Annotated in this window: 14 protein-coding genes and 2 pseudogenes; 12 read left to right on the forward strand and 4 right to left on the reverse strand. The window is 72.2% G+C overall.

What is annotated here, in order from left to right; all coding sequences use genetic code 11:
* Window positions 1-50 precede the first annotated feature (50 nt).
* The gene (locus tag ACSNOA_RS12775) at window positions 51-644 is read right to left on the reverse strand and encodes a hypothetical protein (RefSeq protein ID WP_436658197.1); all 594 of its coding nucleotides are present in this window, start codon (window positions 642-644) and stop codon (window positions 51-53) included.
* 627 nt (window positions 645-1271) lie between these two features.
* On the opposite strand from ACSNOA_RS12775, the gene ACSNOA_RS12780 reads away from it, so the two are divergent.
* Window positions 1272-2840 carry an MFS transporter gene (locus ACSNOA_RS12780; RefSeq protein ID WP_436658198.1) on the forward strand — a complete coding sequence of 523 codons (1569 nt, stop codon included), beginning with the start codon at window positions 1272-1274 and terminating at the stop codon, window positions 2838-2840.
* An 11-nt stretch (window positions 2841-2851) separates the two neighbouring features.
* Window positions 2852-3460, forward strand: a complete 609-nt coding sequence (locus tag ACSNOA_RS12785; RefSeq protein ID WP_436658199.1) for a TetR/AcrR family transcriptional regulator — start codon at window positions 2852-2854, stop codon at window positions 3458-3460.
* 62 nt (window positions 3461-3522) lie between these two features.
* Here ACSNOA_RS12785 and ACSNOA_RS12790 read toward each other — a convergent pair whose 3' ends face one another.
* Complete coding sequence (locus tag ACSNOA_RS12790; protein WP_436658395.1) at window positions 3523-5442, reverse strand: helix-turn-helix domain-containing protein; 1920 nt, start codon at window positions 5440-5442, stop codon at window positions 3523-3525.
* A 14-nt stretch (window positions 5443-5456) separates the two neighbouring features.
* Window positions 5457-6239, reverse strand: a complete 783-nt coding sequence (locus ACSNOA_RS12795) for a 3-hydroxybutyrate dehydrogenase (protein WP_436658200.1) — start codon at window positions 6237-6239, stop codon at window positions 5457-5459.
* Between the two features lie 228 nt (window positions 6240-6467).
* Here ACSNOA_RS12795 and ruvC point away from each other — a divergent pair, with 228 nt between their 5' ends.
* From ruvC to ACSNOA_RS12845, 10 genes and pseudogenes are all read left to right on the forward strand, one after another.
* Window positions 6468-6995, forward strand: coding sequence for a crossover junction endodeoxyribonuclease RuvC (gene ruvC / locus ACSNOA_RS12800; protein WP_436658201.1), 528 nt, complete (start codon window positions 6468-6470; stop codon window positions 6993-6995).
* Window positions 6992-7594 carry a Holliday junction branch migration protein RuvA gene (gene ruvA / locus ACSNOA_RS12805; protein ID WP_436658202.1) on the forward strand — a complete coding sequence of 201 codons (603 nt, stop codon included), beginning with the start codon at window positions 6992-6994 and terminating at the stop codon, window positions 7592-7594. Before ruvC ends, ruvA begins: the two co-directional genes overlap by 4 nt.
* Window positions 7591-7935: pseudogene (locus ACSNOA_RS12810) on the forward strand (Holliday junction branch migration DNA helicase RuvB); the annotation flags it as partial. The gene ruvA and the pseudogene ACSNOA_RS12810, both read left to right, overlap by 4 nt.
* A 39-nt stretch (window positions 7936-7974) precedes the next feature.
* Window positions 7975-8613: pseudogene (locus tag ACSNOA_RS12815) on the forward strand (LAGLIDADG family homing endonuclease); the annotation flags it as partial.
* Between the two features lie 9 nt (window positions 8614-8622).
* Window positions 8623-9669 carry a Holliday junction branch migration DNA helicase RuvB gene (ruvB, locus tag ACSNOA_RS12820; protein WP_436658396.1) on the forward strand — a complete coding sequence of 349 codons (1047 nt, stop codon included), beginning with the start codon at window positions 8623-8625 and terminating at the stop codon, window positions 9667-9669.
* A gap of 119 nt (window positions 9670-9788) precedes the next feature.
* Window positions 9789-10145 (forward strand): preprotein translocase subunit YajC, encoded by a 357-nt coding sequence (gene yajC, locus ACSNOA_RS12825; RefSeq protein WP_436658203.1) that lies wholly within the window; start codon window positions 9789-9791, stop codon window positions 10143-10145.
* 249 nt (window positions 10146-10394) lie between these two features.
* Window positions 10395-12326 carry a protein translocase subunit SecD gene (secD, locus tag ACSNOA_RS12830; RefSeq protein ID WP_436658204.1) on the forward strand — a complete coding sequence of 644 codons (1932 nt, stop codon included), beginning with the start codon at window positions 10395-10397 and terminating at the stop codon, window positions 12324-12326.
* Between the two features lies 1 nt (window position 12327).
* Window positions 12328-13512 carry a protein translocase subunit SecF gene (gene secF / locus ACSNOA_RS12835; RefSeq protein ID WP_436658205.1) on the forward strand — a complete coding sequence of 395 codons (1185 nt, stop codon included), beginning with the start codon at window positions 12328-12330 and terminating at the stop codon, window positions 13510-13512.
* A 105-nt stretch (window positions 13513-13617) separates the two neighbouring features.
* Window positions 13618-14184: an adenine phosphoribosyltransferase gene (locus tag ACSNOA_RS12840; protein WP_436658206.1), complete on the forward strand. Its 567-nt coding sequence runs from the start codon at window positions 13618-13620 to the stop codon at window positions 14182-14184.
* Window positions 14185-14350: 166 nt separating this feature from the next.
* Entirely contained in the window at window positions 14351-16846 is a 2496-nt protein-coding gene (locus ACSNOA_RS12845) for a RelA/SpoT family protein (RefSeq protein WP_436658207.1), read from the forward strand.
* Window positions 16847-17255: 409 nt separating this feature from the next.
* Here ACSNOA_RS12845 and ACSNOA_RS12850 read toward each other — a convergent pair whose 3' ends face one another.
* Window positions 17256-18095 (reverse strand): peptidylprolyl isomerase, encoded by an 840-nt coding sequence (locus ACSNOA_RS12850; RefSeq protein WP_436658208.1) that lies wholly within the window; start codon window positions 18093-18095, stop codon window positions 17256-17258.
* Between the last annotated feature and the right edge of the window lie 5 nt (window positions 18096-18100).

Below are 18100 nucleotides of genomic sequence, written 5' to 3' on the forward strand. Positions count from 1 at the left end.
CGCCACCGGCCGGGTCCCCGTGGTGGGGACCCGGCCGGTGATCGGATGGGTCAGCTGTTCCAGTACTGGGCGACCAGGTCGGCGGCCTGCTGCTCCCACTGCGCGTACGCGTCCGGGTAGGCCGAGACCTGCACCGTCTGCGCCGCCTCGGTCAGCGGCATGTCCTGCCAGCCGTCGATCTGCTTCAGGCCCTTCTGGAAGGCCATCGTGGAGTACTCGGGGTCGGTGATCTGCTCCGGCGTACCCCAACCACTCGACGGGCGCTGCTGGAACAGGCCCAGCGAGTCGTGGTCGTTGGCGTCACCCAGGTGACCCAGGTTCTCCAGCTTCGACTCCTGCAGGCTCGTGGCGATGGAGATGACCGCGGCCCGCTCGTCGAGGCCGGACTTCTTCGTCGCCGCGATGATCGCCTTGGCGTTGTTGGTCTGCTCGTCGTCCAGGTCGATGTGCGACTGCGCGCCCTGGGTGCCGTGGGGGATCAGCTTGGCCTTGTCCACGGCCGGCTTGTCAGCCTGCACCACGGCGACGGGCTTCATGTCGTGACTCGGGGTCGCGGCGTGGGCGGCGATGGGGCCGGCGGCGACACCGGTGGTGAACGCCAGACCAGCGATACCCAGCACGCTCTTACGCAGCATCGTGTTCATCGAAAGCTCCTCGGGGGTGAGGCAAACAAAAGGGGGAAAGCTCTGGGGTTCGGGTCGGCCTCACGGGGCCTGCGCCCGGGGTCGGCAGGCGATGGGCGGGGGCTCCACCGCGCCGGGTTGGTGTGCAACGACCGGCGGCCCGCCATCATTCCGGGGGCCATGAGCTCGGCCCGCACCCAGCGGGCTGGTTCCTCGGCCGTCGCGGGTAGTCAACGCCCCCGACCCGGCGACGATTCCGGCCCCGGGATGCCACCGGTCACACCCACAAACGACCCACGCCCGCCCAGCGGGCCATGAGCCGCCCATCCCCACGGTCGACACGCCCCGCCGCGGCCGTGTCGCGGGCCGCGTGGCGGGCGATCCCCTTCACGAGGGTGATGCCTCAGAGGCATAAATATGACTCTGAGGCATCACGCGCATCGTGGGAGGTGCTCCGCCGGCGGCCCGCGATCCGGACACAACCCCCAAACCCGCCCCCGGGAACCGGTGGCGATGCCGACGCGTGACGCCGGACACATACGATACGGATCGGTTCCGTATCGTTAATGGCGGCCGTAGGCTGATCGCGATTACGAGTCTGCCCCGTATCGAATTGTGCTGCGGGGAAAACCGGGGGGAGTACCGGACATGGAGATCCGTGACAACACGGGCCACCCGAGGAGGTGGGCGATCCTGGGGGTGCTGGTGATCAGCCTCCTCGTGGTCGTCCTCGACAACACGATCCTGAACGTCGCCCTACGCACCCTCGCCGACCCGGTGCACGGGCTGGGCGCCAGCCAGGGTGAGCTGGAGTGGTCCATCAACTCGTACACCCTGGTGTTCGCGGGCCTGCTGTTCACCTTCGGCGTGCTCGGCGACCGGGCCGGCCGCAGGCGGTTCCTGCTGATCGGTCTGGTGCTGTTCGGGCTGGCGTCCCTGGCGTCCGCGTACGCCCAGAGCCCCGCGCAACTGATCGCGGCCCGCGCGCTGATGGGCATCGGCGGCGCGGCGATCATGCCGGTGACGCTCTCGATCATTTCCAACGTCTTCGACCCCCGCGAGCGGGGCCGCGCCATCGGCGTCTGGGCCGGTGCGGTGGGTCTCGCCGTGGCGATCGGCCCGGTCCTCGGCGGGGCGCTGCTGGAGCGCTTCTGGTGGGGGTCGGTCTTCCTGATCAACGTGCCGGTGATCGTGGTCGGCGTGATCCTGGTGGCCTTGCTGGTGCCCGAGTCGCGGGACCCGAACCCGGGCCGGGTGGACGTGTTCGGCGTGATCCTGTCGGTGGTCGGCCTGGTGGCGCTGACGTACGGCATCATCGACGGCGGCGAGCACGGCTTCGACCGGCCGCTCGTGTGGGCGGCGATCGTGGGCGGCGTCGCGGTGCTCGCGTGGTTCGTGGCGGTCGAGCGGCGCAGCGACCACCCGTCGCTGGACGTCCGGCTGTTCCGGGTGCCGCAGTTCGCGGCGCCGGTGGCCATCGTGGGCCTGATCTTCTTCGCCGCGATGGGCGTCATGTTCTTCGGCTCGTTCTACCTCCAGCTGGTACGCGACTACAGCCCGCTGGAGACCGGCCTGCTCTTCCTGCCCTTCGCGGGAGCGCAGCTGATCTTCGCGCCGCGCAGCGCCGCGATGGTCCGCAGGTACGGCGGCAAGGCCGTGGCGGCCGTCGGGCTGGCGCTGACCGTGGTCTCGCTCGGCGCGTTCGTCTTCATCGACGCGAGCACGCCGATCTGGATCGTGCTGGTCTTCTACTTCATCCAGGGCGTCGGGATGGCCAACATCATGCCGCCCGCTACCGAGTCGATCATGTCGGCGCTGCCGCGGGAGAAGGCCGGCGTCGGCTCGGCGGTCAGCAACACCATCCGGCAGGTGGGCGGCGCGTTGGGCGTGGCGGTGCTGGGCTCGGTGCTCTCCGCGGTCTACCGCAACGACGTCGAGTCGGCCCTGACCGGCCTGCCCGCCCAGGCGCACGACACGGCGAGCGAGTCCATCTCCGGCGCGTACGCCGTGGCCGGCCAGCTGGGGCCGGCGGCGCCCAAGCTGCTCGCGGTGGCCAACGACTCGTTCATCACGGCCATGCACTGGGCGGCGGCGCTGTCCGCGCTGGTCGCCGCCCTCGGCATCGTCGTGGCGCTGCGCTGGCTGCCGGGCCGGACCGCATCGGTCCCGGTGCGGGAGGCTCCGGCCACCGAACCGGAGTTGGCCGGGACCGCATAGGTTCGGCGACAATGTCCGACATGACGTCCCCTGCCGATGCTCCGCGGCCGCCCGGGCGGCCGCGGAGCACCCGCGCCGACGAGGCGATCATCGACGCTGCCCTCGACCTGCTGGCCGAGGGCAGCACGATCGAGGCGCTCTCGATCGAGGCGATCGCCAGTCGCGCGGGGGTGGGCAAGGCGACGATCTACCGCCGCTGGCCCGGCAAGGAGGCCCTGCTGCGGGATGCCCTGAGCATCCTCAAGGGCGTCCCGCCGGAGCCGGCCGGCCGGTCCGTCCGCGACGACCTGGTGCTGCTGCTCGGCGGGGTGGGTCGCAACGCCGACCCGCGCGCCGCGAAGATCATGCCCTGCCTGCTGCCCGAGGTGAACCGCAACCACGACCGCTACCAGCTCTACCAGGGCGTCATCGAGCCCCGCCGGGCCCGGGTGCGGGAGGTGCTGCAACGCGGCATCCGCACCGGCGAGCTGCGCGCGGACCTCGATGTCGAGCTGGCCCTGGCGCTGCTCACCGGGCCGATGCTCATTCAGCGCGTCCTGCGCTGGCACCCCGAGCTGGACGACACGGTGCTGCCGGAACAGGTGGTCGACGGGGTGCTCGACGGCATCCGCGCCCGCTGACCCGGTCGCGCCGGGCTGTGCCGCCACGCGGGAGCCACGTCGAGCCGCGGGCGCCCGCCGCCTCAGCCGGCGGGGGAGCGCAGCCGGTGCAGGCGCAGCGCGAGCTGCACCTCCAGGGCCCGCTCGGGCTTCTGCCAGTCCGCGCCGAGCAGCTGACCGACCCGTTCCAGACGCTGGGTCACCGTGTTCACGTGCACGTGCAGCTGCTCGGCGGCGCGGGCGAGGCTGCCGCCCACCCCGAAGTACGCCTCCAGCGTCCGGACCAGCGCCGTGCCCCGGCGCGCGTCGTAGTCGACCACCGGGCCGACCGTCGCCGTGAGGAACTGCTCCACGTCGCGGTCGCCGCCGTCGCCGACCGCCCCGAGCAGCAGGCCCACGAAACCCAGCTCGGCGGTGCTCGCGCCCTGGCCGGCCCGGCCCAGCGCGCCGAGCGCCGTGAGGCACCGGTCCGCCTCGCGGAACGCGGTCGCCAGCGAGGCCGGGCCGACGGACGGGCCGCTCGCCCCGGCCGTCACGGGCCGACCGGTCACCCGGGACAGGTCCCGGGACACGGCGCGGGCGCTGCCGCCGGCGTCCTGGCCGGGCAGCATCAGCACCACCCGGCCGTCGCGCGCCGCGGCCAGCCCGCCGCGGGTCGAGGCGTACGTCGTGGCCCAGGAGAGCACCCGCTGCCGGGCCGAACCGGTCGTGGCGATCGCATCCTCGCCGACCGCCACGAGCACGTGCGGCGCGTCCAGGTCGACCCCGAGCCGGCGGGCGCGGCTGCGCAGCGCGTCGGTGTCCCGCAGCGGCCGGGCGATGAGGTCGTCGAGCAGTTCGCCGCGCACCCGACCCTCCGCCTCGGCGACCGTACGGCGGAACAGCAGCAGCAGCGCGGTCACCAGCGCGGCCCGCTCCAGGATCCGCTGGTCGGCGTCGACCAGCTCCTCGTCCGGGCGCAACACCAGCGCGCCCAGGTTCTCGGCGCCGGCCACCACGGCGGCGTACCAGAGCGACCCCCGGCGCACGCTGCGCCCCTCCGTACGCGACGCGGCCACCGCCTCCACGATGTCCGGCCGTTCCGGCTCGTCTATCTCGCCGACCCGCGCGAGCCGGCGGCCTTCGGCGTCCAGCGCGAGCAGCGCCCCGCCGAGCACCTCGACCACCGCGGCGGCCACGTCCTCGACCCCGCCGCCGCGCAGGACGAGGGCGGTCATCCGGTCGTGCGCCGCGGCGGCCCGCTCCACCGAGCTGCTGTGCGCCCGGATCGTGGTGTTCGCGGCCGACAGCTCGGCCAGCGCCGAGCGGGTCTCGGCGAGCAGCCGGGCCGTGTCGATGGCCACCGCCGCGTGCGCGGCGAGCGACACGAGCAGGGCCACCTCCTCCCGGGCGAACGGCCGCGCCGAGCGGTTGGCCGCGTAGAGGACGCCGATCGAGGTCGACCCCAGGCGCAGCGGCACGCCGAGGATGGCCACGAGGCCCTCCTCACCCACGCCCGCGTCGATCTCACCGGTGTGGTGGAAGCGGTCGTCCTCCGGGTAGTTGGCGGTCACGTAGGGGGCGCCGGTCTGCGCCACGAGGCCCCCGAGCCCGGCGCCCATGGGCAGCCGCAGCCGCTGGAACCGGGCCGACACCGAGCCGTCGGTGACCCGCATGTAGGTGTCGCCGCGCTCGTCGTCGTTCAGCGTCATGTACGCCACGTCGGCGCCGAGCAGCGTCCGCGCCCGGTGCACGATGGCGCGCAGCACGTCGTCCAGGTCCCGGAGGCCGGCCAGGTCGCTCACCGTGTCGTACAGCCCGGAGAGCTCGGTCTCCCGGCGGCGCCGGCGCTCCAGCAGCGCGCGGACCCGCAGCGCCACGGTCTTCGCCTGCTCCAGCTCGGCGAGTTGGTCGGCGGGGAGGCCGGCGGCGCGGGCGGCGACCAGCGGGCCCTCGAACTCGACGGCGGCCGCCTCCCGCGCGAGCAGTTCGAGGAACTCCACCGGCGAGGACATGACGCCCATTGTGCGGGGGGCCACTAGTTCGCCGTCCAGCCCCCGTCGAGGGCGATCGACGCGCCGGTGATGAAGGCCGCCGGGGTGGTGCAGAGGTACGCCATCAGCTCGGCGACCTCCTCCGGCTCGATGAGCCGCTTGATCGCGGCGCGGGCCAGCATGATCTTCTCGACGACCTCGGACTCCGGGATGCCGTGGCTGGCCGCCTGGTCGGCGATCTGGCTCTCCACGAGCGGCGTGCGCACGTACGCCGGGTTGATGCAGTTGGCCGTGACCCCGTGCGCCGCGCCCTCCAGCGCCACCACCTTCGACAGGCCCTCCAGGGCGTGCTTCGCCGACACGTACGCCGACTTGTACGGCGAGGCCCGCAACCCGTGCACGGAGGAGATGTTGACGATGCGCCCCCACCCCTTCGCGTACATGTGCGGCAGCGCCCGGCGGATGATCAGGAACGGCGCCTCCACCATGACCCGGTGCAGGTACGCGAAACGCTCGGCGGGGAAGTCCGGCACCGGGGCGACGTGCTGCAGGCCGGCGTTGTTCACGACGATGTCGACGTCGGTGTCGAGCCGGTCCACGGCCTCGGCGTCGGCGAGGTCGATCCCCTCGGCCCGGCCGCCCGCCTCGGCGGCCACCGCCTTCGCCGACTCGACGTTGCGGTCCACCACCAGCACGGCCGCGCCGGCCGCCGCCAACCGGAGGGCGCAGGCCCGGCCGATGCCGCTGCCGCCCCCGGTGACCAGGGCGGTCCGACCGGTGAGGTCGACGTTCACGACGTGGGGGACCGCCACGGGTTCTGCCGTCATGGCGCACAAAACTACGAGCTGTGTGGCCGGGCGCACATGGGGTCGTGACACATACTCGACCGCCAGGGTGTGTGGGAGCGCTGCACGACCGGCGGCGGGCCGGCGGCTGCTGTCGGTCACGTGTGTCGCGCGCCGCCTCCGCCCCGGCGTGTCCCGTGAGGCCGGTGGTTCCGGTGACCAGTAGGGTGTCGAACACACGTACTGCTGGCGGCTGGGGGAGGAGGCGGCGTGCGGGTGCTCGGCGTCGACCCGGGGCTGACCCGGTGCGGTGTGGGTGTCGTCGAGGGCGTGCCCGGCCGGCCCTGCACCCTGGTCGCCTACTACGTCGTCTACACCGACCCCGCCGACGAGCTGCCGCTCCGCCTGCTGCACCTGGACCGCTCGCTCACCGACCTGGTGGCCGAGCACCAGCCGGAGAGCGTGGCCGTGGAGCGGGTCTTCAGCCAGCACAACGTCCGCACGGTGATGGGCACCGCCCAGGCCAGCGGGATCGCCGTGCTCGCGGGCGCGCGCGCCGGGCTGCCCGTGCAGACGTACACCCCGAGCGAGGTCAAGGCGGCCGTGACCGGTTCCGGCCAGGCGGACAAGGCGCAGATGACGGCCATGGTGACCCGGCTGCTGCGGCTGCCGGAGCCGCCGCGCCCGGCCGACGCCGCCGACGCGCTCGCCCTGGCCATCTGCCACATCTGGCGCGGCGGCACCCGCTCCAAGCTGGCCGCCGCGGCCGACCGGGCCCGACGAGGAGGAGTCAGATGATCGCGAGCGTGCGCGGGGTGGTCGCGGCGACCGGTCCCGACCAGGCCGTCATCGAGGTCGGCGGCGTGGGCCTCGCGGTGCACTGTGCCCCGGCCACGCTGGCCGAGCTGCGGGTGGGCCAGCCGGCCCGGCTGGCCACCAGTCTGGTCGTGCGGGAGGACTCGCTCACCCTGTACGGGTTCGCCGACGACGACGCCAAGCAGCTCTTCGAGCTGTTGCAGACCGCGAGCGGGGTCGGCCCCCGGTTGGCCCAGGCCGTGCTCGCCGTGCACACCCCCGACGCGGTACGCAAGGCGATCGCCAACGCCGACACGGCCGCCCTGACCCGCGTGCCCGGCATCGGCAAGAAGGGCGCCGAACGCCTCGTGCTGGAGCTGCGCGACCGGATCGGCCCGGTGCCGGTGGGCGCCGACGGCGCGGCCGGCGTCACCGGCGGGGCCTGGCCCGACCAGGTCCGGCAGGCGCTCGTGGGGCTGGGGTGGACGGCCGCCCAGGCGGACCAGGCGGTCGCCGCGGTCGCGGAGACCGTCGACGGGCCGACCCCGCCCGTGCCGGTCCTGTTGAAGCAGGCCATCCGGCTGCTGGGCCGCACCCGATGACCGCTCCCGACGGCGGGCTCGTCTCGGCGTACGTCAACGACGCCGAGCGGGACGCGGAGGCCAGCGTCCGGCCGAAGAAGCTGGACGAGTTCATCGCCCAGCACCGGGTCCGCGACCAGCTCGACCTGCTGCTTCAGGGCGCCATGCGGCGCGGGAGCCCGCCGGACCACATTCTCCTGTCCGGGCCGCCCGGCCTGGGTAAGCCGGTGTCCGTCGACGCTCTGGTGCTGCTCGAGAACGGCTCCCGGCGGCGTCTGGGCGACATTCGTGTCGGCGATCGCGTCATCACCCGCACCGGTGCGGGTGCGGCGGTGAGTGCGGTGCACGAGCAGGGCGAGCTGAGCTCCGTTCGGATCCGGACCGCCTCGGGCCGGGAGGTGGTGGCGGCACCGGATCACCCGTTCTGGACGCCCGACGGCTGGGTGAAGGCCGGCGACCTCACCGACCGTGACTACGTCGCGAACGTGCTGACGCCGGACCTGGTCGCCGACGGCACACAGGATCTGGCCGAGTTCAAGCTCGCCGGCTACCTGGTGGGTGACGGCTGCACGACCAACCAGGTCACCTTCACGGGCGGCGACGAGAGTGTTTTGGCCGACTTCCGGGCGACCTGCGATCGGTTGGGCCTCGTCCACACCACCAGACCCAACAGCGCACGAAGCTCCCTGATCCGGATCTCCGGCCTCCGCCCGTGGCTCGCGGAGCACGGGCTGCTCGACAAGAACGCCTGGCAGAAACGGGTCCCGGAGTTCGTCTATCGAGGCGACGCCTGGCAGGTGTCGGCGTTCCTCGGCGCGTACTTCGCCTGCGACGGCACGGTGAGCCGGCGCGGGAGGAATCGCTACGACGTGGTTGTCGAGTACTACAGCGTGTCTCGTGAGCTGCTGGCGGATGTGCAACACCTTCTGCTGCGTCTGGGCATTCAGTCCCGGCTGAAGCTGAAGCGGGGGCGTTACCAGGGCAGACAGCATGAGTCGTGGCGTCTCAGCATCACCAGCCAGGACGACGTGGCCAGGTTCGTCGAGCGGGTGACCGTGATCGGGGAACGAGGCAGGCGACTCGCGGAGTGGGCTCCCCGGCGTGACCGGTTCGAGGAGCGGCTCGCGGCGGACCGGGTGACCGCGGTGGAGCCGGTGGGCCTCCAGGAGTGCCGGTGCCTGACCGTTGAGGGCGACCACACGTTCACCGTCAACGATTTCGTCGTCCACAACACCACCCTCGCCAACATCGTGGCCGCCGAGCTGGGCTCGGGCATCCGGGTGACGAGCGGCCCCGCCATCGAGCGTTCCGGCGACCTCGCCGCGATTCTCACCAGCCTCGCCGAGGGCGACGTCCTCTTCATCGACGAGATCCACCGGATCGCCAAGCCGGCCGAGGAGCTGCTCTACAGCGCCATGGAGGACTTCCGCGTCGACGTGGTGGTGGGCAAGGGGCCGGGCGCCACCGCCATCCCGCTCGACGTCGAGCCGTTCACGCTGGTGGGCGCGACCACCCGCTCCGGCCTGCTCACCGGGCCCATGCGGGACCGGTTCGGCTTCGTGGCGCACCTCGACTTCTACTCCCCGCAGGACCTGGAGGTGCTGCTGCGCCGCTCGGCGCGGATCCTCGGCGTGCCGATCACCGACGACGGCGCCGCGGAGATCGCCGGCCGGTCCCGGGGCACGCCCCGGATCGCCAACCGGCTGCTGCGCCGGGTGCGCGACTACGCCGAGGTCCGGGCCGACGGCGTGGTCACGCTCGACACCGCCCGCGAGGCCCTCACGGTGTACGACGTCGACGCGCTCGGCCTGGACCGGCTCGACCGGGCGGTGCTCACCGCGCTGGTGGACTCGTTCCGGGGCGGCCCGGTGGGGCTGTCCACCCTCGCCGTGGCGGTGGGGGAGCAGCCGGACACGGTCGAGGAGGTCTGCGAGCCGTTCCTGGTCCGGGCCGGGCTGCTGGCGCGTACGCCCCGGGGGCGGGTGGCCACCGCGGCGGCCTGGCATCACCTGGGCCGTACGCCACCGAATGGTACATTTGGCACGGATGCCCCTCCCGTGCCCGATCTGTTCTCGACCGCGCCCGATCAGCCGTGATCCGAACGTGATCTGTGCCGCATTCGGCGTTCCCAGGCGCAGGGATTAGACTTCGCCGCGGTCTCTACAGGATGTGAGATTCCGCCTCCGCTCCGGCATACCGGTGCCGGCGGGAGCCAATGGGAAGGTCTGTAACCGTGCATTACGCAGCAGCGGGCGGTGGAGCCGGCGGTCTCACGCCGATCCTCATGATCGTCCTGCTCTTCGGTGTCATGTACTTCATGATGATCCGCCCCCAGCAGAAGCGCCGGCGCGAGGCCGAGGCCATGCAGTCCGCGCTGGGTCCGGGTGACGAGGTGGTCACCATCGGCGGGCTCTACGGCACGGTCACCGGCGTGGACGACGACACCGTGCTGCTGGAGGTCGCCCCCGGGGTGCAGACCCGGTACGCACGCCCGGCCATCGCCCGGGTGGTCACGCGGGCCGAGCTTCCGGCCACCCCGGCCGTCGACGACGCGGACACCGTCAAGGAGTGACCCGCCACCTGTCCGGGCGGCTCCTCCGCCGGCCGGACCGGACGGCGGGCGGGACGTGAAAACTGGATAGTCGGGTCGACGCCTGAGGCGTCGGCACGCCTCCGTGACCGGTCGGTGTCCCCTGCCGCCCGCGGGAGTGTCGTGCCGCCGTCGTGCGCGCCGCCCGGGAGGACCCGTCGGCCGGTGACCCCGGCCGACACCGTCGCCGCGGGGGCGGCGGCGCGACCGTTACAGGGAGACAGGACAGCCGTGGCACCACCTCAGGGACAGATGCGCCCCGGCCGGCAGTTGGCCGTGCTGGCGGGCATCTTCGTGGTCCTCTATCTTTTGGTGTTCTTCTCGGGAGGCGCCAGCGGCAGCTTCAAGGACCGGCTCGAGCCGCGGCTCGGCCTGGACCTCATCGGCGGCACCCGGATGACGCTCGAGGCGAAGAACACCGTCGACGGCCGGGCGCCGACGGCGGAGAACCTCGAAGAGGCCCGCCAGATCATCGAGAACCGGGTCAACGCGTTCGGTGTGGCCGAGGCCGAGGTGGTCACCGAGGGCAACCGGAACATCGTGATCTCCCTGCCCGGCGAGAACCGCGACCTGACCAGCGTGGGCACCCCCGCCGAGCTGCGTTTCCGCAAGGTGCTCAAGGCGGCCGACGGCAGCGGCGCGGTCACGCCCCCGGCGCCGGCGCCCACTCCGTCCGGCAGCGCCAGCCCGGCCCCGTCGGGCAGCGCGAGCCCGTCGGGCGGTGCGAGCGCGACGCCGTCGGGCAGCCCGTCCGCGAAGGTGACCACCTCGCCGTCGGGCGGCCAGGGTGGCATGGCGCCGACGCCGAGCAGCAGCGCCAGCCCGTCGGCACCCGCGTCGGCCTCGCCGAGCGCCGCCGCGCCCTCGCCGAGCGCCAGCACTCCGGTCCCGGCCGGTATCGAGGAGCAGCGCAAGGCCGTCGAGCAGAAGGTCGGCGCGGCCGCCTGGTCGGCCGCCAACGGCCTGCAGGCCCCGGCGGACCTCACGGCCGACCCCTCCCTCGCCGACAAGCTGAAGCCGTTCAGCACGCTCAGCCCGGAGGAGGTCGGGGTCCTGCCGGCGCAGATGCAGTTCAACGTGCCCACCATCGGTTGCGCCCAGCTCGACAAGCGGCCGCCGGGGTCGATCTCCGACCCCAACCAGCAGACCGTCGCGTGCGAGGACGGCGCCGCCAAGTACCTGCTCGACGTGGCGAAGGTGCTCGGCACCGACGTGGACGACGCCAGCGCCGTGCTCGACCAGACCAACTCCTGGGTCGTCAGCCTGGACTTCACCGGCGGCGGTCAGGACAAGTGGACCAACCTGACGCGTGAGGCGTTCAACAACGAGGGGCAGGCGTGCGACGCCTCCGCCCTCGGCCAGGACGGCAAGTGCCGCGTCGCCGTCGTGCTGGACAACGAGATCGTCTCCTCGCCCGAGATCCAGGGCGTGCTCACCGGCAACTCCCAGATCACCGGCAGCTTCAACCAGAAGGACGCGAGCACGCTGGCCAGCCAGCTGCGCTACGGCGCCCTGCCGGCGACCTTCGAGGCGCAGGAGCAGCAGAACGTCTCGGCCACCCTGGGCGCGAGCCACCTGCGGGCGGGTCTGCTCGCGGCCGGCATCGGCATGCTGCTGGTCATCATCTACGCGTTCTTCTACTACCGGCTGCTCGGCTCGGTGATCTTCCTGAGCCTGGCGCTCTCGGCGCTGCTGGTCTTCGGTGCGCTGATCGTGCTCGGCCGGCAGATCGGCTTCACCCTGACGCTCGCCGGCATCGCGGGCTTCATCGTCTCGCTCGGTGTGGCGGCGGACTCGTTCGTCATCTACTTCGAGCGCCTGAAGGACGAGATCCGCGAGGGTCGCAGCCCACGCAGCGCGGTGCCCCGGGCCTGGGCCCGTGCCCGCCGGACGATCATCTCGGCGAACGCCATCTCGATCCTCGCGGCCGTGGTGCTCTACATCGTGTCGGTCGGCACGGTGAAGGGCTTCGCCTTCGCGCTGGGTCTGGCCACGGTGCTCGACCTGGTCGTGGTGTTCCTCTTCCGGCACCCGATCATGACGATGTTCGCCCGGACGAACGCGTTCCTGTCGCCACGGGTGAGCGGCCTGGGCCGCGTCCTGCGCACGGCCGAGGCCGAGGGGGCCACCACCACCCGCCCGTCCCGCGTGAAGGAGGCCTGACATGGCCCGCAGTGGTCTGGCCACCCGCCTCTACCGGGGCGAGGCCGGTCTCGACATCATCGGCAAGCGCAAGCTCTGGTTCTCCATCGCGGGCGTGCTGGTGCTCGCCGCGGTGCTGAGCTTCTTCGTCCGGGGTTTCACCCTCGGCATCGAGTTCGAGGGCGGCAACTCCTTCCAGGTGCCCGCGAGCGTCGGCACGCTCACGCAGGCCGAGGAGCGGGTCAACGGGGTCCTGGGCGCCGAGGCCGGCGGCGCCGAGGTCGAGTCGGCGCAGACCATCGGCGGTGGCTCCGGCGAGTTCTACGAGTTCCGCACCGCGGTCCTGCCCTCGGACGAGGCCAACGCGGTCAAGTCGGGGCTGGCGCAGGAGTTCGGCATCAACGCCGACCAGATCAGCGCCAACCAGGTCAGCGCGGCCTGGGGTGGCCAGTACACCGAGCGCGCCATCCTCGGCCTGGTCATCTTCATCGCGCTGGTGATGCTCTACCTGATCATCCGGTTCGAGTGGCGGATGGCGGTCGGCGCGGTCTCCTCGCTGCTGCTCAACCTCGTCCTCACGGCGGGTGTCTACTCGGCGGTCGGGTTCGAGGTGACGCCGTCGACGATCATCGGTTTCCTCACGATCCTGGGCTTCGCGCTCTACGACGTCGTCGTGGTGTTCGACAAGGTCCAGGAGAACACGCGGGGGATCACGGGCAACAACAACCAGACGTACGGCGAGGCGGCCAACCTGGCCATCAACCAGACCCTCATGCGGTCGATCAACACCGGTCTGGTCGCGCTGCTGCCCGTGGGTGGCCTGCTCTTCATCGGTGTGCCGCTCGGCGCGGTCACCCTGAAGGACCTCGGTCTGGTGCTCTTCGTCGGTATGTTCATCGCCGTCTACTCGTCGATCTTCTTCGCCACCCCGGTGCTCACCACGCTCAAGGACTTCGAGCCGCGGATCCAGGCGCACACCAAGCGCGTCCTGGCCCGGCGCGGGGCGATCGCCCGGGGCGAGCTGACCCCGAAGGGTGCGCCGCGTCCGGCCGCGGGCGCGGAACCGACCGACGCGGAGGCGGCCGCCCTCGCCGGCGCCGCGCCGAAGGTGGGCGCGCGTCCGGCGGGCAAGCGGCCGACCGGCGCCCGCAGCGGGCGGCCGAGCGGCGGCGGCGGAAACCGGCCGGGCGGCGCGAAGCGGCGCTGACCGGCCGGCCGGGGCCGACCCGGTAGGAAACCACCAGACGGCGTCCTGCATGCTGTGCGAGCAGCAGCAGGACGCCGTCGTCGTCGGAAGGGATACGGGACAGCCGTGACGGACACCCACAGCGCCGAGGTACGCGGCGACAGCGGCGAGCAGACCGCCCGCCTGGTGGCCAGCCGTGTGCTGGACGTGCCGGACTTCCCGAAGCCCGGGGTCGTGTTCAAGGACCTCATGCCGCTCTTCGCCGACGGCGCGGCCTTCCGCGAGGTGATCGACGGCATCGTGGCGTACCACGGGCGGGACGCGTTCGACGCCGTGGTCGGCATCGAGGCGCGCGGCTTCGTGGTGGCGGCCGCCATCGCGTACGCCACGGGGGTGGGCGTGGTGCCGGTCCGCAAGGCCGGCAAGCTGCCCCGGGCCGCCTACTCGGCGTCGTACGCCCTGGAGTACGGCGAGGCCACCCTCGAGGTGCACCAGGACGCGTTCACGGCCGGGCACCGGGTGCTCGTGGTCGACGACGTGCTCGCCACCGGCGGGACGGCCGCGGCGACGCTGGACCTCGTCGAGCGGGCCGGCGGCACGGTCGCCGGGTTCACCGTGCTGCTGGAACTGAGCTTCCTCGGTGGCCGGGAGCGGCTGGCGCCACGTCCGGTCCATGCCCTGCTGACCGTTTGACCCCGACGGCCGTCGGACGGACCCGGCGCGGTCCGTCCGGCGGAGCGGCAGGGCACCGTGCGTGCGGGTAGCATTGCCCTTTGCTGAGCGGACGTGACCCGTCCGGCGGCACGAGACCAGGCCGACCGTGCGGTCGGCGTGATTCCGGCGAGCGGTGAGGAGGCCGGTGTCCCACGATGTCGTCCCTCCGGTGGAGGGCACGGTGCACCCGACAGGCGACGCGGACGGCTCGGTGACCGACCGGAACGGTGACGCGACGGCCCGGGTGACGGGCGCTGGCAACGGCGTAGCCGTCCCGACCGACGACGTCCGGTCCGACGCGGTGCGTCCCGCCGACGGCGTCGTGGTCCCGCTCCGCGCCGACGTCGCGGGGGATGCCGCCCCGAGCGCCGGCTTCGCCCTCGCGAGCGCCCCGACCGGGCGCCGGGTGCGGGCGCGGCTCGCCCGGTTCAACGCGCCCTGGCAGACCTCCCAGGTCAGCGAGGTGCTCGAGCCGCTCATCGCCATGCACCGGGAGAACCACCCGAAGGCCGACGTGCGGCTGCTCCAGCGCGCCTTCGACACGGCGGCCCGGTGGCACTCCGGTCAGTACCGCAAGTCCGGCGACCCGTACATCACCCACCCCCTCGCGGTGGCCACCATCCTGGCCAACCTGGGGATGGACACGACCACGCTGGTCGCCGCGCTGCTGCACGACACCATCGAGGACACGGAATACACGCTCGACCAGATGCGGGCCGACTTCGGCGGCGAGGTCGCGCTGCTGGTCGACGGGGTCACCAAGCTCGACAAGGTGAAGCTGGGCGACGCCGCGAAGGCCGAGACCATCCGCAAGATGGTCGTGGCCATGGCCAAGGATCCGCGGGTGCTGGTCATCAAGCTCGCCGACCGGTTGCACAACATGCGCACCCTCACCTTCCTGCCCCGCCCCAAGCAGGAGCAGAAGGCGAAGGAGACGCTGGAGATCCTCGCCCCGCTGGCCCACCGGCTCGGTATGAACACGATCAAGTGGGAGCTGGAGGACCTGGCGTTCGGCACGCTGTTCCCCAAGCGGTTCGAGGAGATCAACCGACTCATCGGGGAGCACCAGCCGCAGCGCGAGGCGCTGCTGCGCCAGGTCACCCAGAAGGTCCAGACCGACCTGAAGGCCGCCAAGATCAAGGCGGAGACGACCGGCCGGCCGAAGCACCTCTACTCGATCTACCAGAAGATGATCGTGCGGGGTCGCGACTTCAACGACATCTACGACCTGGTCGGTGTGCGGATCCTGGTCGACACGGTGCGGGACTGCTACGCGGCGCTGGGCGTCATCCACGCCAACTGGCAGCCGGTGCCGGGCCGGTTCAAGGACTACATCGCGATGCCCAAGTTCAACATGTACCAGTCGTTGCACACGACGGTCATCGGGCCCACCGGCAAGCCGGTCGAGATGCAGATCCGCACGTACGCCATGCACCGCACGGCCGAGTTCGGCATCGCCGCCCACTGGAAGTACAAGGAGCACAAGGGCGTCCCGGTGGTCGGCCCGCCGGCCCACATCGACGAGATGACGTGGCTGCGGCAGCTGCTCGACTGGCAGCGCGAGGCGGCCGACCCGAGCGAGTTCCTCGACGCGTTGCGGTTCGACCTGTCCAGCCAGGAGGTGTACGTCTTCACCCCGAAGGGCGACGTCATCCCGCTGCCGACCGGGTCGACGCCGGTGGACTTCGCGTACGCCGTGCACACCGAGGTCGGGCACAAGTGCATCGGCGCCCGGGTCAACGGCAAGCTCGTGCCCCTCGAATCGACGCTGTCCAACGGCGACGTGATCGAGATCTTCACGTCGAAGTCCGACACGGCCGGCCCCACGCAGGACTGGCTGGGCTTCGTGAAGAGCCCCCGGGCGCGTACGAAGATCCGCCAGTACTTCAACAAGGAGCGCCGCGAGGAGGCGATCGAGGCCGGCAAGGACGCGATCGTCAAGGCGATGCGCAAGCAGGGCATGCCGCTGCAGCGGATGCTCACCTCCGACGCGCTCATGGCGATCGCCCGCGACCTGCACCTCGCCGACGTGGCCTCGCTCTACGCGGCGGTCGGCGACAGCCAGGTCAGCGCCCAGTCGGTCGTGCAGAAGCTCATGGCCTCGTACGGGGGCGAGGAGGGCGCGGCGGAGGACATCGCCGAGACCGCCGTCGCCACCCGGCCGCCGCGCAGCCGCCAGAGCAGCAGCGACCCGGGCGTGGTGGTCCGCGGCGTCAGCGACGTCTGGATCAAGCTGGCCCGCTGCTGCACCCCGGTGCCACCGGACGCGGTGTTCGGCTTCGTGACCCGCTCCGGCGGGGTGAGCGTGCACCGCGACGACTGCGCCAACGCCGAGGACCTGCGGGCGCAGGCCGAGCGGGTCGTCGAGGTGAGCTGGAAGCTGACTTCCGCCTCCACGTTCCTGGTCGCCATCCAGGTCGAGGCGCTCGACCGGCACAAGCTGCTCGCCGACGTCACCCGGGTGCTCTCCGACGAGCGGGTCAACATCCTGTCCGCGACCGTCACCACCACCCGCGACCGGGTGGCCGTGAGCCGGTTCAGCTTCGAGATGGCCGACCCGAAGCACCTGGGCCACCTGCTGGCCACGGTCCGCAAGGTCGACGGCGTCTTCGACGCCTACCGGGTCACCTCCGGCGCCTGACCCCGTCGCCCACCCGGGTGTCGTGGGGCAGGGTGTGCGCGCTCCGGAGGACCGGTGGCTCGCACGTGTCCGTCGCCCGAGGCGGCCTCGTGCTCACCAGCGTCCGGCGCCCGCAGCCGCCTCGTGCTCGCCGGCGCCGGTTGGGTCGCGGCAGCTGACGGGTACGCGCCCCGCGCCCTCGGGGCGACGCACCGGCCATCCAAGCCTGCCTGGCCGACCCGCCGCTGCATGATCGACCAACCGGAAGCGCTTGATCCACTCCGTTGCGCCGATGTGGCGGTGTCCGAGGGCGCCGGATACCGCCGTTTCGGCGGAATGGTGTCGATCAGAAGCCGCGGCGGCGGGCCGGATGCGACAGCGCCCGCCGGTCCGTGGACCGGCGGGCGCTGTTCGTCAGATCGAGGGAGCGTCAGCCCTGCGGGGCGCTCATCGTGAGCTTCTTGATGACGATCTCCTTCTTGGGGTGACCGCCACCGGCCTGCTGGGCGAAGGCGCCGTCGTCGCCGGCCTTGGCCACGTCCTGCACGATGTTCATGCCGCCGGTGACGGTGCCCAGGACCGTGTAGTTCGGGTCGAGCGGCGAGTCGCCGTAGACGATGAAGAACTGGCTGCCCGTGCTGCCCGGCTGGCCCGAGTTGGCCATGGCGATGACGCCCTCCGGGTACGGGGGACGCTTGTCGGTGGGCAGGTTCTCCTCGGCCAGGCGGTAGCTCGGGCCGCCGGTGCCGTCGGTGTCCCGCCAGCCCTTGCCGGTCGCGCTCGGGTCACCGCACTGGAGCACCTTGATGCCCTCGGTGACGAGCCGGTGGCACTTGCTGTTGTCGAAGAAGTTCTTCTCGGCGAGGTGGGTGAAGCTCCCCGCCGTGCACGGCACGAGGGACCGGTCGACCCTCGCGGTGATCTGCCCCAGGTTCGTGTCCAGCGTCATCGTCTGGACGCCGGTGTTCGACTGCTGGTTGGCCGGCAGGCCGACGTCCTTGATCTGCTTCGGCCGCTGGTCGGTCGGGAGCTCGGTGTAGGCGCACTGGGACTGGCCGGGCGCCGCGGCGTCGGTGGTGGTCTTGTCGTCGTCGCCACCGAGGCTGGTGGCCAGCCAGACGGTGCCCGCCACCACCAGCAGCAGGGCGAGGCTCGCCCCGACGATCGCCTGGGTCTGCCGGCGCTTGCGGGCCCGCGCCGCGCGCTCGGCCATCTCCTTCTCGAGCCGGGCGCGTGCCGCCGCGCGCTGCCGCTCTCTGGTGGACGTCACGCCTT

Origin of the sequence: Micromonospora sp. URMC 103, from assembly GCF_051386435.1 — a bacterium.
GTDB lineage: Bacteria > Actinomycetota > Actinomycetes > Mycobacteriales > Micromonosporaceae > Micromonospora.